15 protein-coding genes are annotated in these 14,380 nt (G+C 72.4%); 7 read left to right on the top strand and 8 right to left on the bottom strand.

Going from position 1 to position 14,380, the window contains the following annotated elements; genetic code table 11:
* Nucleotides 1-4: 4 nt before the first annotated feature.
* From OHA37_RS29230 to OHA37_RS29240, 3 genes are read left to right on the top strand one after another with little or no spacing between them, the layout of a single operon-like run.
* On the top strand, nt 5-859 hold the full coding sequence (locus OHA37_RS29230; protein WP_266909541.1) for an enoyl-CoA hydratase: 855 nt from the start codon (nt 5-7) through the stop codon (nt 857-859).
* Nucleotides 859-2,004, top strand: coding sequence for an acyl-CoA dehydrogenase family protein (locus OHA37_RS29235; protein WP_266909542.1), 1,146 nt, complete (start codon nt 859-861; stop codon nt 2,002-2,004). The genes OHA37_RS29230 and OHA37_RS29235 overlap by 1 nt, the downstream gene beginning before the upstream one ends.
* Entirely contained in the window at nt 2,004-2,987 is a 984-nt protein-coding gene (locus OHA37_RS29240) for an acyl-CoA dehydrogenase family protein (protein ID WP_266909543.1), read from the top strand. The genes OHA37_RS29235 and OHA37_RS29240 overlap by 1 nt, the downstream gene beginning before the upstream one ends.
* Here the strand turns inward: OHA37_RS29240 and OHA37_RS29245 are convergent.
* Genes OHA37_RS29245 through OHA37_RS29255 form a run of 3 tightly spaced genes read right to left on the bottom strand, consistent with a single transcriptional unit; the run spans nt 2,969 to nt 4,912 of the window.
* Nucleotides 2,969-3,352, bottom strand: a complete 384-nt coding sequence (locus OHA37_RS29245) for a DUF2568 domain-containing protein (protein ID WP_266909544.1) — start codon at nt 3,350-3,352, stop codon at nt 2,969-2,971. The two genes, OHA37_RS29240 and OHA37_RS29245, sit on opposite strands and share 19 nt — an antisense overlap.
* A 56-nt stretch (nt 3,353-3,408) precedes the next feature.
* Nucleotides 3,409-4,203, bottom strand: coding sequence for a class I SAM-dependent methyltransferase (locus OHA37_RS29250; protein ID WP_266909545.1), 795 nt, complete (start codon nt 4,201-4,203; stop codon nt 3,409-3,411).
* Nucleotides 4,204-4,258: 55 nt separating this feature from the next.
* Nucleotides 4,259-4,912: a response regulator transcription factor gene (locus OHA37_RS29255; RefSeq protein ID WP_266909546.1), complete on the bottom strand. Its 654-nt coding sequence runs from the start codon at nt 4,910-4,912 to the stop codon at nt 4,259-4,261.
* Between the two features lie 228 nt (nt 4,913-5,140).
* Between OHA37_RS29255 and OHA37_RS29260 the strand changes: the two genes are divergently transcribed.
* The 4 genes from OHA37_RS29260 (at nt 5,141) to OHA37_RS29275 (ending at nt 9,793) form a co-directional block, all read left to right on the top strand.
* Nucleotides 5,141-6,295: a peptidoglycan DD-metalloendopeptidase family protein gene (locus OHA37_RS29260; protein WP_323182369.1), complete on the top strand. Its 1,155-nt coding sequence runs from the start codon at nt 5,141-5,143 to the stop codon at nt 6,293-6,295.
* 149 nt (nt 6,296-6,444) lie between these two features.
* Nucleotides 6,445-7,650 (top strand): sensor histidine kinase, encoded by a 1,206-nt coding sequence (locus tag OHA37_RS29265; RefSeq protein ID WP_266909547.1) that lies wholly within the window; start codon nt 6,445-6,447, stop codon nt 7,648-7,650.
* A 127-nt stretch (nt 7,651-7,777) separates the two neighbouring features.
* Nucleotides 7,778-7,981: a cold-shock protein gene (locus OHA37_RS29270; RefSeq protein WP_112447913.1), complete on the top strand. Its 204-nt coding sequence runs from the start codon at nt 7,778-7,780 to the stop codon at nt 7,979-7,981.
* Between the two features lie 120 nt (nt 7,982-8,101).
* Nucleotides 8,102-9,793, top strand: a complete 1,692-nt coding sequence (locus tag OHA37_RS29275; protein WP_266909548.1) for a DEAD/DEAH box helicase — start codon at nt 8,102-8,104, stop codon at nt 9,791-9,793.
* Nucleotides 9,794-9,879: 86 nt separating this feature from the next.
* Here the strand turns inward: OHA37_RS29275 and OHA37_RS29280 are convergent, their stop codons facing one another.
* Genes OHA37_RS29280 through OHA37_RS29300 form a run of 5 tightly spaced genes read right to left on the bottom strand, consistent with a single transcriptional unit; the run spans nt 9,880 to nt 14,331 of the window.
* Nucleotides 9,880-10,812, bottom strand: coding sequence for a tyrosine-protein phosphatase (locus tag OHA37_RS29280; protein ID WP_266909549.1), 933 nt, complete (start codon nt 10,810-10,812; stop codon nt 9,880-9,882).
* 31 nt (nt 10,813-10,843) lie between these two features.
* Nucleotides 10,844-11,950, bottom strand: a complete 1,107-nt coding sequence (locus OHA37_RS29285) for an NAD(P)H-dependent flavin oxidoreductase (protein WP_266909550.1) — start codon at nt 11,948-11,950, stop codon at nt 10,844-10,846.
* Between the two features lie 4 nt (nt 11,951-11,954).
* Complete coding sequence (locus OHA37_RS29290; RefSeq protein ID WP_266909551.1) at nt 11,955-12,707, bottom strand: CoA-transferase subunit beta; 753 nt, start codon at nt 12,705-12,707, stop codon at nt 11,955-11,957.
* Nucleotides 12,704-13,555, bottom strand: a complete 852-nt coding sequence (locus OHA37_RS29295; RefSeq protein ID WP_266909552.1) for a CoA transferase subunit A — start codon at nt 13,553-13,555, stop codon at nt 12,704-12,706. Before OHA37_RS29295 ends, OHA37_RS29290 begins: the two co-directional genes overlap by 4 nt.
* The gene (locus OHA37_RS29300; protein ID WP_266909553.1) at nt 13,552-14,331 is read right to left on the bottom strand and encodes an enoyl-CoA hydratase family protein; all 780 of its coding nucleotides are present in this window, start codon (nt 14,329-14,331) and stop codon (nt 13,552-13,554) included. Before OHA37_RS29300 ends, OHA37_RS29295 begins: the two co-directional genes overlap by 4 nt.
* Between the last annotated feature and the right edge of the window lie 49 nt (nt 14,332-14,380).

Here is a 14,380-nt window from a genome sequence, read left to right on the forward strand (position 1 = left end):
AGCGATGCCCGGAGAGATGTCCGACGAAACCCCCGTGCTCTACGAGCGCCGCGGACCGGTCGCGTACGTGACCATGAACCGCCCCCGGTACCGCAACGCCCAGAACAGCGCGATGACCTACGCCCTCGACGACGCCTTCTACCGCGCCGCCGACGATCCCGCGGTCAAGGTCGTCGTCCTGGCCGGGGCCGGCGAGCACTTCTCGGCGGGCCACGACATCGGCACCCCGGAGCGCGACGCGCACCTGCCCTTCGAACGCCGGGCCGGCCTGTGGTGGGACCACTCCCAGCGCTCCGGCGCCGAATCCCGCTTCGCCCGCGAATCCGAGGTCTACCTCGGCATGTGCCGGCGCTGGCGCGAACTGCCCAAGCCCCTCATCGCCTCCGTCCACGGCGCGTGCGTGGCCGGCGGGCTGATGCTCGCCTGGGTCTGCGACCTGATCGTGGCCAGCGAGGACGCCTTCTTCGCCGACCCCGTCGTCCGCATGGGCATCCCCGGCGTCGAGTACTTCGCCCACCCGTGGGCCATGCCCCCGCGCATCGCCAAGGAATTCCTCTACACCGGCGACCGGATGCCCGCCCGCCGCGCCTACGAGATCGGCATGGTCAACCGTGTCGTCGAGCGGGCCGAACTGACGGAGGCCACCGACCGGCTCGCCCTGCGGATCGCCGAGATGCCCTCCTTCGGACTCGCCCTCACCAAGCGGGCCGTCAACCAGGCCGAGGACCTCCAGGGCCTGCACACCGGCATGGACTCCGTCTTCGGCCTGCACCACCTCGCGCACGCCCACAACGCCGAGACCGCGGCGGACTCGCTCGGCGGCATGAACATTTCGGCGATGAAGGAGGCGAACAGCTGATGGACCTGAACCATGCGGCGGACGTGGAGGCCTTCCGGGCCGAGGCGCGCGACTGGCTGGCCGCCCACGTGCCCGCCACCCCCCTGCCCTCCCTGGAGACCCGCGAGGGCTTCGCCGCCCACCGGGAATGGGAGGCGCTCCTGCACTCCGCCCGCTGGTCGGTGGTGTCCTGGCCCGAGGAGTACGGCGGCCGCGGCGTGGACATCGAGCACTGGCTGGTCTTCGAGGAGGAGTACTGGGCCGCCGGCGCACCCGGCCGGGTCTCCCAGAACGGCATCAACCTGCTCGCCCCCACCCTCTTCGACCACGCCACCGACGAACAGCGCGCCCGCGTCCTGCCCTCCATGGCGAGCGGCGAGACCATCTGGGCCCAGGCCTGGTCGGAGCCCGAATCCGGCTCCGACCTCGCCTCCCTGAAGTCCCGCGCCGTGCGCACCGAAGGCGGCTGGCTGCTGTCCGGGCAGAAGACCTGGTCCTCACGGGCCGCCTTCGCCGACCGGGCCTTCGGGATCTTCCGCACCGACCCCGAAGCCCCCAAACCCCACCAGGGCCTCACCTATCTGATGTTCGACCTGCACGCCCCCGGGGTCACCGTGCGGCCCATCGGCCGCCTCGACGGCAAGCCCGCCTTCGCGGAACTCTTCCTCGACGAGGTCTTCGTCCCCGACGCGGACGTCATCGGGGAGCCCGGACAGGGCTGGCGGATCGCCATGTCCACCACCGGCAACGAGCGCGGGCTCACCCTGCGCGCCCCCGGCCGCTTCCTCGCCGCCGCCGACCGCCTCGTCGAGCTGTGGCAGAGCCACGGGGACCCCGCCGACACCGCGCTGCGCGACCGGGTCGCCGACGCGGTCGTCGGAGCGCGCGCCTACCAACTGTTCACCTGGGCCAACGCCTCCCGCTTCGCCGCCGGCGAGACGATCGGCGCCGAGTCCAGCCTGAACAAGGTGTTCTGGTCCCAGTACGACATCGCCCTGCACGAGAGCGCCCTCGACCTGCTGGGCCCCGACGCGGAACTCGCCGACGGCGCATGGGCCGAGCCGTGGATCTTCTCCCTCGCCGGCCCCATCTACGCGGGGACCAACGAGATCCAGCGCGACATCATCGCCGAGCGGCTGCTCGGCCTCCCGAAGGGCCGCCGCTGATGCGCTTCCTGCCGACCGAAGAACAGTCGGACTTCGCCCGCACCCTGCACGGCCTGCTCGCCGCCTCGGACGTCCCCGCGGCGGTACGGGCCTGGGGCGCGGGCGACCACACCCCCGGCAGGGCCCTGTGGGCGCGGATCGCCGCCACCGGACTGTTCGCCCTCGCGGCCGACGAGGCCCACGAAGGCATGGGCCTGATGCCCCTGGAGATGGCGGGCGGCTTCGTGGAACTGGGCCGCGCCGGGGTCCCCGGCCCGGTGGTGGAGACGGCCGCCGCCGCCGTACTCCTCACCCGGCTCGGCGACGAAGCACTGGCCAAGCGGTTCCTCCCCGGGCTGGCGGCGGGGGAGACCTCGGCCACCCTCACCCTGCCCGGCGCAGGCCCGTACGCCCTGGACGCCGACGCGGCCACCCACCTCTTCACGGTGTCGGCGGCCGGCGAGCTACGGCTGGCCGCCGGAGCCGGCCCGCTGCGCACCTCCATCGACCCCGCCCGCCGCCTGGCCCTCCCGGACGCCGGCGGCGAACTCCTCGCCGCGGGCCCCGCGGTGATCACGGCGGCCCGGGACGCCGCGGACTGGGCCCGGCTGCTGACCGCCGCCCAGTGCCTCGGAACGGGCGAGGCCCTTCTCGCGCGCACGGTGGAGTACGCGAAGCAGCGCACCCAGTTCGGCACGGCGATCGGCGGCTTCCAGGCGGTCAAGCACCGGCTGGCCGACACCCTCATCGGCCTGGAGTTCGCCCGGCCCCTGCTGTGGGCGGCCGCGCTCTCCCTGGCCCCCGGGGAGGTCGCCGCGGCGAAGCTGACCGCGGGCGAGGCGGCGTACGCGGCCGCCATGACCGCGCTCCAGCTCCACGGCGCCGTCGGCTACACCGAGGAGCTCGACCTCTCCCTGTGGCTGCGCAAGGCCCGCCCACTGCGCGACGCCTGGGGGAGCCCCTCGCAGTGCCGGGCGGCGGTGCTTCAGGAGCGGTTGCGGTAGTAAGCGGAGAGAGCCGTGTTCACGACCACGGCCACCGCGAACCACAGGGCCGGCTGCCGCTGCCCGAGCGCGAACAGCGCCAGGGCGGCGGCGCCGAACACCACCGCCTTCACCCCGAGCTGAGCGGCGAGCGGGACGGCGTACCGGGCCTTCGGCGCGGCGAACATCCCCCAGAGCACGGCGGCGGCGGCCGGCGCGGCCACCGCCAGAGCGAGGGAGCCCGCCCAGCCGACGTCCCGGCTGAAGCCCCACCAGGCGAGCACGACCAGGATCAGCAGCTCCAGCAGGAAGGCGAGCCCTTCGTTGACGAGGAAGAACGCGTGGACGGGCGGAGACAGCCGGGAAGACGGCGGAGTGGGCGACATGGCGGTCAGCCTCACGTGGCCGGGGCGCAATCCGCTAGGGCTGCGACCGCGCCGTCTCAGATGACGGCCACGCTGAGCGTGACCACGTAGGGCTCTTCCACCACTCCGTCCGGAAAGACCGGATCCAGCCGCTCCCGCTCGGCGTCCAGGAACTCCCACGTCCCGGCCTCGCCCAGCAGCAGGAACGCGGAGTGGCTGGCCAGGTTCGCCAGGTGCGCCTCCAGCGGGATCCGCCGGGACCACGCGACGGTCCGTGTGGCGAAACCGGAGTCGAGGCCGCGCGGCAGCGTGCGGTAGCCCAGGGTCTGGGCGCTCCCGCCGACCGCGCCGGCCCCGCCGGTGACCGCGCCGCCCGGGCCGTCGGCCGCGAAGAAGGCACGGATCCGCTCGCCCTGCTCCGCGACCCAGCCGGCCGACTCGTCCAGGTCGTTCCACCAGATCGCCAGCGCCCCGCCGGGCTTCAGCACCCGGCGGGCCTCGGGCACGGAGTGCGCCGGATCCGTCCAGTGCCAGGACTGGGCGTACGTCAGGAAGTCGAAGGCGGCCCCGGCCAGCGGCAGCCGGTCCCCGTCCCCGCGCACGATCGGGATCCCCGGCCGGGTGCGCCGGAACTCCGCCGCCATCCCGTCCCCGGGCTCCACCGCCACCACCTCGGCTCCCCGGGCGCGCATCGGCGCCGTCCCGATCCCGGTCCCCGCACCCACGTCGGCCACCCGGGCCCCGGCGAACCGGCGCCCGGCCAGCTCCTCGACGGCGTCGTACAGCGCCTCGGGATAGCCGGGCCGGTGCTGCCCGTAGAGAGCGGCGGCGCTGTCGAAGGACCGGGCCCGGGACCGGGGAGTCGTCGTCATGGGCGCCATTGTTTTCGATCACGCACGTCCCGGCCAGACCCCTTCGGGACAGTGGTCACGCGGCGCGGACCAGCCCCGCCTCGTAGGCGAGGATCGCGGCCTGGGTCCGGTTCGAGAGGTCGAGCTGCGTCAGGATCCGCGAGACGTACGTCTTCACGCTCGCCGGGGACAGGTGCAGCGCCTCGGCTATCTGCAGGTTCGTCCGGCCCTCGCCGACCAGCGCGAGGACGTCCCGCTCACCGGGGGACAGGGTGGAGAGCTGTTCCGCGTGGTCGGGCGCCTCGGTGCGGCTGTCCGCCCGTTCCAGCAGCACCCGCATGACCCCGGGAGCCAGCGCGCTGCCGCCCGCCGCGACCGTACGGATGCCGGCGAAGAGCTCCTCGGGGCGCAGGTCCTTCAGCAGGAACCCGGCCGCTCCGGCCCGCAGCGCGTCCAGGACCAGGTCGTCCGCCGTGTAGCCGGTGAGGACGAGCACGCGCGGCGGATCCGGCAGCCGCAGCAGCTGCAAGGTCGCCTCCAGGCCGTCGACCTTCGGCATGACCAGGTCCATCAGCACCACCTCGGGCCGGTGCGTCCGCGCCAGCGGCACGGCCTCGGCGCCGTCGGCGGCTTCCGCGACCACCTCGATGTCGGGCGCGCTCGCGAGCAGGGTCACCAGGCCCGACCGTATGAGGCTCTGGTCGTCGACCACCATCACGCGGATCGTCATGTGACCCACCTCCCCTGAATCCCCGTCTTATTGCGGACATTACCGCCATATAGGGACTTAAGTCCGCCCAACCCTCCCTCCCCAGTCCCCTTTTGCTGCCCCGCTTGTCCTCTTTCGGCGACTTCGGCGACCCCCCGTCTTCCCGGACGGTGGTTACCGAGGCCGAACGCGCCACCGCTTCACCCGGTGCACCGGCCTCCGCAATGTCCCCGAAGTCAGGAACTCCGCATGTCTTTCCCGTCTGCTCGTACCCTCGCCGGTCTCGTTGTCGCCGGTATCGCCGCACCCGCCGCCGTGGGTCTCGTGGCACAGCCCGCGTCCGCCGCGTCGGTCGGCACGTGGGACAAGGTCGCCCGGTGCGAGTCCACCAACGACTGGAGCATCAACACCGGCAACGGCTACTACGGCGGCCTGCAGTTCTCCTCCGGCACGTGGGCGGAGTTCGGCGGCCGGCAGTACGCCAACCAGGCCAACCAGGCCACCAAGGCGCAGCAGATCGCCATCGCCGAGAAGGTCCTGGCGACCCAGGGCCCCGGCGCCTGGCCCTCCTGCGGCAAGCTCGCCGGCCTCCAGCGCGGCGGACCGGCCCCCGAGGCCCCCAAGGCCCCGGCCAAGGGCACCTCGACCGCCGGCAAGAACACCGAGACCCCGGCCGCTCCGAAGCGCGCCCAGGGCGCCCACAGCTACACCGTCGTCAGCGGCGACACCCTCGGCACCATCGGTTCCGAACTGGGCGTCAGCTGGCAGACCCTCTACTCCGAGAACCGCTCGGTGATCGGGTCCAACCCGCACATGATCCTCCCGGGCCAGCGCCTCGCGTACGGCTCCGGCGGCTCCTCCGACTCCGGCAGCAGCACCCCGGCCGCGCCGAAGTCCTCCAGCTCGTCGAGCTCGTCCGGCTCCTCGAAGTCCTCGAAGTCCTCGGACTCCTCCGGCTCTTCCGAGAGCGGCTCCAAGAGCAGCTCCAAGAGGAGCGGCGCCAAGGGCGTCCTGCCCGTCTCGGGCGGCAGCATCTCCGCGCGCTACCACCAGTCGGGCGGCTGGGCCGCCGGCTACCACACCGGCATCGACTTCGCGGTGTCCACCGGCACTCCGGTCCGGGCCGCGGCCGCCGGCACCGTCGTCTCCTCCGGCTGGCAGGGCGCGTACGGCAACGCCGTGGTCATCAAGCACGACGACGGCCGCTACACCCTGTCCGCCCACCTCTCCTCGGCGACCGCCTCCGAAGGCGAGCGCGTCTCCGCCGGCGAGCAGGTCGGCCGCTCCGGCAACACCGGCAACTCCACCGGCCCGCACCTCCACTTCGAGGTGCGCTCCAGCAACAGCTACGGCGCCGACGTCAACCCGGTCACCTGGCTGAACGGCCTCGGCGTCTCCCTGTAGGCGACGCGGGCAACGAGCCGGTCCGCAACGGGCCGGCTCACCGAGAACGCGTCCCCCCGGGATGCCCCTTCGGCGGAAGGAGGGCAACCTGGGGGGACGTTTTGGCATGCTCTGCGCACTTTTGTGCGCCGACGGGGGGTGGTGGAGTCATGCAGGCCGTGCCCGGTCGCGCCGGACAGCTGCTGGAACGGGGTCTGCGGACCCTGACCGGGGAGAGCGGCGGGGCGCCGGACCCCGTGCGCGCCCGCCGCACCGACCTCTGGCTCGCGCTGCTCTGCGGACTGCTCACCACCCTCAACCTCCACGACGTCCACCGCTTCGGCCTCGTCACCGACTACCCCACGAGCCTGGCCGCCGGCTGGCTCGCGGCGCTCTCCCTGCTCTGGCGCCGCTCCCACCCGTGGATCCCGGCCCTCGCGGCCACCGCCGCCACCGTCATATCCGACGACCGCGGCCCCCTCGTCTTCGCCGCCTACGCCCTGGCCGCGTACGGCCGCACCCACCGCTGGGGCGGGATCCTGCTCATGGCCGTCGCCTACGCCGCCACCCGGGACCTGTTCCTGCCGCTCGGCTACGCAGGGCGCGACCCCGCCTCCTTCGTCCTCGGCTCCATCCTCGTGCCCGCCCTCTACGGGGAGACCGTGCGCCGCAACCGGCACGTCATGACCGCGCTGCGCGAGCGGGCCCGCCAGGCCCACGCCGCCGTGGACCAGGCCGCCGACCTGGCCGTCGTCCAGGAACGCACCCGTTTGGCCCAGCGCACCCACGACGGGCTCGGCCACCGCCTCACCGCCCTCACGATGCAGGCCGCCGCCCTGCGCCTGGACGCGGAGGCCGATCCCCGGGTCCGCGAGGCCGCCGGCGCCGTGGAGGAATCGGCGCGGGCCGCGATGGCCGAGGTCAGGGAGGTGCTGGACATGCTGACCGACCCCGCGGGCAGCCGTGCGTACACCTCGCCCGTGGACGTGGGCCGCTTCCTCGGCTCCCTGGCCCGGAACATGCGGGCCACCGGCATGGAGATCACCCACCACACGCAGCCGGGCCTGGGGCCCTTCCCGGCGGCCGACGGGCGCCTCCTGCTGCGGATCGCCCGCGAGGGGCTCACCAATGCGGCGAAGTACGCCCCCGGCTCCGCCGTTCGGATGAATCTTTACGCCGAGGAGGGGGAGGTTCGCCTCGATGTGGTCAACACCGCCCCGGAGGGGGAACGGATCGTCCTCGACTCCGGCGGCATGGGCATTCCGGGGCTCCGCCGCGCCCTCACGGAGGTGGGCGGGAAGCTGCGCGCCGGACCCACTCGCGACGGAGGTCACAGGCTCGCGGCGACACTCCCCGACCGACGTGTGCTAGCTTAGAGCTCGTTGCAGTTGTGGTACCCATGAACTTTATGTGCGCCTGACGGGAATGCTCCGACAGGCGCTTTTATTGTTTTGCCGGAATCTCCGGATGGGGCCCTTTGCCGCCTATTCAGGAGATTCAAAAATGGCACTTGGCACCGTGAAGTGGTTCAACTCGGAAAAGGGCTTCGGCTTCATCGAGCAGGACGGTGGCGGCCCGGACGTCTTCGCCCACTACTCGAACATCGCCACCCAGGGCTTCCGTGAGCTCAACGAGGGCCAGCGCGTGTCCTTCGACGTCACCCAGGGCCAGAAGGGCCCCCAGGCGGAGAACATCCTCCCCGCCTAAGGCAGTCAGCACGCCGGGGTCCGCACCGAGTAGGTGCGGGCCCCGGCTTGTCTGCTGTTTCGAACCATTTGTTTGCAGTGCTTTGTGTAGTACCTGCCGGTTTCAGGAGGGCTTTCTCGCATGACCAGCTCCAGCTCCGCACGACCCAGCCGCCGCCCCACCCGGGGTCGAGGTGCGGCTCAGGGACGTCCGAAGGCTGGCGCGGGACGGCAGAAGTCCGCCCCCGTAGCCAGGCCCCAAGAATTCACCATGCCCGAACCGCTGACCCCGGCCCTGCCGCCGGTGGACTCGTTCGGCGACATGGACATGCCCGAGGCGCTGCTGAAGACCCTCGCCGCCCAGGGTGTGACCGAGCCGTTCCCGATCCAGGCCGCGACCCTGCCGAACTCCCTCGTCGGCCGTGACCTGCTCGGCCGCGGCCGTACCGGCTCCGGCAAGACGCTGGCCTTCGGCCTGGCCCTGCTGGCCCGCACCGCCGGCCGCCGCGCACAGCCGAAGCAGCCGCTCGCACTGGTCCTCGTACCGACCCGTGAGCTCGCGCAGCAGGTGACCGACGCGATGTCCCCGTACGCCACGTCCGTCAACCTGCGGATCACGACCGTCGTCGGCGGCATGTCGATCAACCGGCAGTCCGGCGCCCTGCGCCGCGGCGCCGAGGTGCTCGTCGCCACCCCCGGCCGCCTGAAGGACCTCATCGACCGCGGTGACGCCGACCTCTCCCAGGTCTCCATCACGGTCCTCGACGAGGCCGACCAGATGACCGACATGGGCTTCATGCCGCAGGTCACCGCCCTGCTCAAGCAGGTCCGGCCCGACGGGCAGACCATGCTGTTCTCGGCGACCCTCGACAAGAACATCGACAAGCTCGTCAAGATGTTCCTGACCGACCCGGTCGCCTTCTCCGTCGACCCGTCCGCCGGTGCGGTCAGCACGATGGAGCACCACGTCCTGTACGTCATGGACGAGACCGACAAGAAGGCCGTGGCCACGCGCATAGCCGCTCGCGACGGCCGGGTGATCATGTTCGTCGACACCAAGCGCGGAGTCGACCGCATGGTCAAGAAGCTCCTCGCCGACGGCGTCCGCGCCTCCGGCCTGCACGGCGGCCGCTCGCAGCCGCAGCGCAACCGGACCCTCGACTGGTTCAAGACGGGCGAGGTCACCGCGCTGGTCGCCACCAACGTGGCCGCGCGAGGCATCCACATCGACGACCTCGACCTCGTCGTCAACGTGGACCCGCCGACCGACCACAAGGACTACCTGCACCGCGGCGGCCGTACCGCCCGTGCCGGCGAGTCCGGCAGCGTCGTCACCCTGGTCCTGCCCGACCAGAAGCGCGACATGACCCGCCTGATGTCGGACGCCGGGATCTCCCCGCACACCGCGCAGATCAAGTCCTCCGACGAGGAGCTCGCGCGCATCACCGGCGCCAAGGAGCCCTCGGGCATCCCGGTCGTCATGGACGTGCCGCAGGCGACCCCGCCGCGTCAGCGTTCCGCCGGCCAGGCCGGCGGGGGCTCGGGCTCCGGCGCGCGCCGCCGCTCGGGCGGACCCCGTACGGGCTCCGGCACGGGCGCGGCTCCGGCAGCCGGGGGCGGCCGCGGCCGTCGCACCGGTGGCGGCGCCGCCGGGCAGGCTCCGGCCTCCGGCTCCGGCCAGGCCCGCCGTGGCCAGGGCGGACAGGGCGGCTCCACGGGCGGCTCCGGCGAGCGCGCCCGGCGTACCGGAGGCGCACCCTCCGGTGGTGCGGCGGCGGCTTCGGCCCGCAGCCGCGTGGGTGGCGCCGGCCAGGGCCGTCGCCGCTCCGCCTGATCCGAGAAGCGGAAGTACGTTCGAACCACTGCGCCGGGCGGCACACGCCGCCCGGCGCAGTGGTGTTTTCCGGGTCCGGCCCGTGCCTAGCGGACCATCTTCACCTGGAGCTTCGCCAGGGTCCGCAGGTCCAGGCCGAGGCCGTCGGTGAGGTAGCCGTAGAGGCTGCCGTAGTCGGCCTCCATCTGCGCGGTCGCCGCGTCCAGGTAGTCCTGGCGGACCTCCTGGAGCGGGATCAGCAGATCGGGGTTCTGCATCCGGCCCGACGCCTTGACGCCCGCCCGCACCTGGGCGTCGTACGCCGCGCGGAAGGTGTTCGAGGCCAGGTAGTCGCGCTCGGCCGTGGCCTTCGGCACGGCCAGGGCGTTCAGCAGGACGTAGCTCATCCAGCCGGTCCGGTCCTTGCCCGAGGTGCAGTGGTACAGCAGCGGGCCCTGGTTGCCGTCGGCGATCTCGCGGAGGGTGGTCGCGAACTGCGCCCGGTTCCCGGGGTTGGTCACGAACGCGCGGTACACGTCGCGCATGTACGCCTCGGCGCGGCCGCCGCCGAGCATCTGCTCCTGCTTCACGGGATCACCGCTGCCTATCGCGGACATCAGCAGCCCGTACAGGCCGTTGTCGTTGACCGGGCGTGCGGTGGAGGTCAGACCGGCGGGCAGCTTGTCGGCCCCGTCGTACTGGACCTCCATGGGGATGCGGAAATCGAGGACCTTTTTGAGGCCCAGACCGCCCACGGCTGTGATGTCCGAGGCGGTCAGCTTGCCCAGCGCGTCGGCGCGGTAGACCAGTCCCTGACGAACCTGGCCTCCCGTCCACGTGCGGTAGCCACCGAGGTCGCGGACGTTGACCGCGCCCTGGAGGGGGATCTGGCGGATCGTTTCCGCCGGCTGCGTGTGCGTGTGGTGACGCGAGGCGGAGGCGCTGTCGGCCGGCGCGGCGTACGCGGCGGCGGGCAGGGTGCCGATGGCGAGGGCGGAAGCGAGCACCGCGGTCGCCAGGCGGATTCTGGCACGGCTCATCTGGGGCAACTCCTGTAACGGAGAAGGGGAATCACCCTGGTGGTGGCAGGGTGCCGAGCGGGTGTGGGGGGAGGGGGAGAAGCTGTGGGGGCGCGAGGCCGGCCAGCCGGTCCAGCACGGCGTGGGCCTCGGCCATGACGCGGGTGACGAGCTCCGCACAGGACGGAAGATCCTCGATCACGCCCGCGACCTGGCCCGATGCCATGACACCGAGGTCCGTACGGCCCTCGACCATGGACGCCTTGAGGAGCATGGGGGTGTTCGCGGCGAGCAGCACCTGGCTCCAGGACAGGTCCTTGCCGTGTTTCATCGCGAGGCCGTCCCGGACCATCTCCGCCCAGGTCAGACCCGAAAGCTTCTTGAATCCGGCCGCGTGCCGCACCGCCTTGGCCAGCGCCTTCGCCCGCCCGGCCCGCTCCAGGGAGGCGACCAGCTCGCTGCGCAGCATCCGGTGCGGGAGCCCGTCCACGGCCGTGGTGACGGTGACGTCCTTCACGGTCGCCTTCAGGTACTCGGCCTTCACCGCGTCCGGGACCGTCGAGTCGGAGGTCAGCAGGAACCGGGTGCCCATGGCGATGCCCGCCGCCCCGTAGGCCAGCGCCGCCACCAGACCGCGGCCGTCGCTGAACCCGCCCGCCGCGATCACCGGGATGTCCACCGCGTCGACCACCTGCGGCAGCAGCACCGTCGTGGCCACGTCACCGGTGTGCCCGCCGCCCTCGCCGCCCTGCACGATCACCGCGTCCGCGCCCCACGCCGCGACCTTCTCGGCGTGCCGGCGGGCCCCGATCGAGGGGATCACGACCACGCCCGCGTCCTTGAGCCGCGCGATCAGCTCCCTGGACGGGGCCAGCGCGAAGGAGGCCACCCGTACGCCCTCGTCGATGATCAGCTGCGCCCGCTCGGCCGCGTCCCCGGCGTCCGCGCGCAGATTGACCCCGAACGGGGCGTCCGTACGGGACTTGACCTCGTGGACCGCCGACCGCAGCTGCTCCATCGTCATGGTCGCCGAGGCCAGGATCCCGAGCGCGCCCGCGTTCGCCGCCCCGGACACGAGGCGCGGACCCGCGACCCAGCCCATGCCCGTCTGCACGATCGGATGCTCGACACCGACCAGCCTGGTGAATGCCGTCTCCATCGGCTCAGACCCGCACTTCGCGGTCGCGCAGACCCTTGGGGTCGATGACCTCGCGGATCAGCCGCAGCTCCTGGGGCGTCGGCTCCCGCGTGTACGGGACCTCCGCGGGGAGGTCCAGCTCGAAGCCGGTCGCCGCCCGGACCTGCTCCACCGTGACCCCGGGGTGCAGGGAGACCAGGCGCATGGCGTGGTCGGGGCCGGAGAAGTCGAAGACGCCGAGATCGCTGACCACGCGGGGGAGCCGGTGGAAGCGGCTCACCCCGGCCGCCTCCGCGCGGTCGTAGCCCACGCCGCTCACCATGTCGACGCGCTCGACGAACACCCGGGTGGAGTGCTTGGGGATCCAGTAGCTCACCGGATTGTTCAGGGTGTTCACCGGGGCGCCGCGCACTCCGAGGAGCTGGCGGGCCGGCTGCTCCCAGTCCCCGATGCAGGAGATGTTCTGGTTGCCGAACCGGTCGATCTGGCTGGCGCCCATCATCACGTGCCGGCGGCCGCCGGTGACCATCGTCAGGTGACGGCGGTAGGGGAGCCAGCCCTCGGCCGAGCCGTCGAGCCCGACCAGCAGGGCTTCGCCGTCGGTCAGCAGCAGGTCGGGGGAGAAGGTCCGCTTCGCGAGGCGGGCCCCGAAGGAGGGCACCAGGCCCATCGGGCTGGCCAGCACCTCGCCGTTGTCCCGCCAGGCCTCGGCGCAGGCGATCACGCAGTACTCGGCGCGGGTGACCGCGGCCGTGGTCGTCGTGGAGGGCGTGCTCACTTCTGCTCCTCGTGCCAGGCCTGGACGGCCGACTGGTAGGCGTGCTCGCTGCCGCCGGAGAGGAAGCGCTCGGCGAACTCCGGCCAGGGGGTGGTCGCGTACAGCTTCTGGAAGGCCTCGTCGCGGTCGTAGTCGGGGGCGCAGGAGGTGAAGTGCGCGCCGTTCGGGGTCTCCACGACCCCGGTCACCGAGTGGCGGCTGACGAGCAGGGACTGCGGGGGCCCGGATTTGGCGAGCTCGGCGGTCTCGACGATCTGCTCGCAGGAGACGTAGGCGGCGTCGGCGGCCTCGCAGAAGAGGTCGTCGAAGTAGGGGTCCGGGCCCAGGTACTGGGCGTTGCCGAGCCGGTCGGCGCGGTTGAGGTGGACCAGGGCCGCGTCCATGCGCAGGGCGGGGACCGCCACGAACTCCTCCCCGTCGGCGTACGGGGAGGTGACGGTGCGCAGCTCGGGGTTGACGCGCATGACGTCGGAGCCGAGGCCGGCGCGGACGGGCAGGAAGGGCATCCGGTTGACGGCCGCGTGCAGGCCCCACATGAACATGGCCTCGTCGAGCTCGGTGAGGGCGAAGGCGCCGCTCTCGCGGGCGGCCCGGTAGTGCGGCTCCAGCGGGATGGAGTCGAGGGTGACGAAGGGGGTGACCAGCTTGCGGATCCGGCCGGCGGCGGCGAGCAGGCCGACGTCGGGGCCGCCGTACGAGATCACGGTGAGGTCGGTGATCTCGGAGCGGAGCAGTGCGCGCACCAGGGCCATGGGCTTGCGGCGCGAACCCCAGCCGCCGATGCCGATGGTCATTCCGCTGCCGAGGCGGCCGACCGCCTCTTCGGGGGTCATGCTCTTGTCGGTCATGCCGATTCCGCCTTTGCTCCGGTGGTTCCGGTCGGTCCGCTGCTGCCGAAGGTGTCGCGGACCCGGTCGGCCACGCCGCTGAGGTTGGCCTCGAAGGTGAAGCCCTGCTCGAAGCGGTAGCTGCGGCGCACGTCCACGGGGTCGATGCCGTTGATGGCCGCCTTGGCGAGCCGGATGAGGTACCCGTCCTTCTTCGCGATCTCGGCGGCCAGCTCCAGGGCGGCCGCCCGCAGTTCGCCCGGCGGGACCACCTTCCACACCGAGCCGTGGGCGTGCAGTTCCGCGGCGGTGGCGGTGCGCGAGGTGTAGTACAGGGTCCGCATGAGGTGCTGGGGGACGAGCCGGGCCAGGTGGGTGGCGGCCCCGAGGGCGCCCCGGTCCAGTTCCGGCAGTCCGAAGGTCGCGTCCTCGGAGGCGACGATGGCGTCGGCGTTGCCGACCAGGCCGATCCCGCCGCCGAGGCAGAAGCCGTTCACGGCCGCCACGACCGGGACCTCGCACTCGTAGACGGCGGCGAAGGCCTCGTAGCAGCCCCGGTTGGCGCCGATGAGCGAGGCGTGGCCGGTGTCGCGCTGCATCTCCTTGATGTCGACGCCGGCGTTGAAGCCGCGGCCCTCGGCGGCCAGCACCACGCACCGGACCTCCGGGTCGCGGCCGGCCGCGCGCAGGGCGTCGGCCAGGTCGTACCAGCCCTGCACGGGCAGTGCGTTGACGGGCGGGAAGTCGACTGTGACGAGTGCGATGCCCTTGTCGGGGCTTGAGGTGGAGACACCCATGAGCGGATCAGCTACCTTTCCACCAAACATTTGTTAGGTGAGGAAGGTA

Origin of the sequence: Streptomyces sp. NBC_00335, from assembly GCF_036127095.1 — a bacterium.
Lineage (GTDB): Bacteria > Actinomycetota > Actinomycetes > Streptomycetales > Streptomycetaceae > Streptomyces.

Bases quoted from the DNA above. Each gene is read 5' to 3' on its own strand.
- OHA37_RS29275 (WP_266909548.1), top strand. From the start codon at position 8,102: ATGACCAGCTCCAGCTCCGCACGACCCAGCCGCCGCCCCACCCGGGGT.
- OHA37_RS29240 (WP_266909543.1), top strand. From the start codon at position 2,004: ATGCGCTTCCTGCCGACCGAAGAACAGTCGGACTTCGCCCGCACCCTG.
- OHA37_RS29285 (WP_266909550.1), bottom strand. From the start codon at position 11,950: ATGGAGACGGCATTCACCAGGCTGGTCGGTGTCGAGCATCCGATCGTG.
- OHA37_RS29230 (WP_266909541.1), top strand. From the start codon at position 5: ATGCCCGGAGAGATGTCCGACGAAACCCCCGTGCTCTACGAGCGCCGC.
- OHA37_RS29295 (WP_266909552.1), bottom strand. From the start codon at position 13,555: ATGACCGACAAGAGCATGACCCCCGAAGAGGCGGTCGGCCGCCTCGGC.
- OHA37_RS29260 (WP_323182369.1), top strand. From the start codon at position 5,141: ATGTCTTTCCCGTCTGCTCGTACCCTCGCCGGTCTCGTTGTCGCCGGT.
- OHA37_RS29255 (WP_266909546.1), bottom strand. From the start codon at position 4,912: ATGACGATCCGCGTGATGGTGGTCGACGACCAGAGCCTCATACGGTCG.
- OHA37_RS29265 (WP_266909547.1), top strand. From the start codon at position 6,445: ATGCAGGCCGTGCCCGGTCGCGCCGGACAGCTGCTGGAACGGGGTCTG.
- OHA37_RS29280 (WP_266909549.1), bottom strand. From the start codon at position 10,812: ATGAGCCGTGCCAGAATCCGCCTGGCGACCGCGGTGCTCGCTTCCGCC.
- OHA37_RS29235 (WP_266909542.1), top strand. From the start codon at position 859: ATGGACCTGAACCATGCGGCGGACGTGGAGGCCTTCCGGGCCGAGGCG.
- OHA37_RS29270 (WP_112447913.1), top strand. From the start codon at position 7,778: ATGGCACTTGGCACCGTGAAGTGGTTCAACTCGGAAAAGGGCTTCGGC.
- OHA37_RS29245 (WP_266909544.1), bottom strand. From the start codon at position 3,352: ATGTCGCCCACTCCGCCGTCTTCCCGGCTGTCTCCGCCCGTCCACGCG.
- OHA37_RS29300 (WP_266909553.1), bottom strand. From the start codon at position 14,331: ATGGGTGTCTCCACCTCAAGCCCCGACAAGGGCATCGCACTCGTCACA.
- OHA37_RS29250 (WP_266909545.1), bottom strand. From the start codon at position 4,203: ATGACGACGACTCCCCGGTCCCGGGCCCGGTCCTTCGACAGCGCCGCC.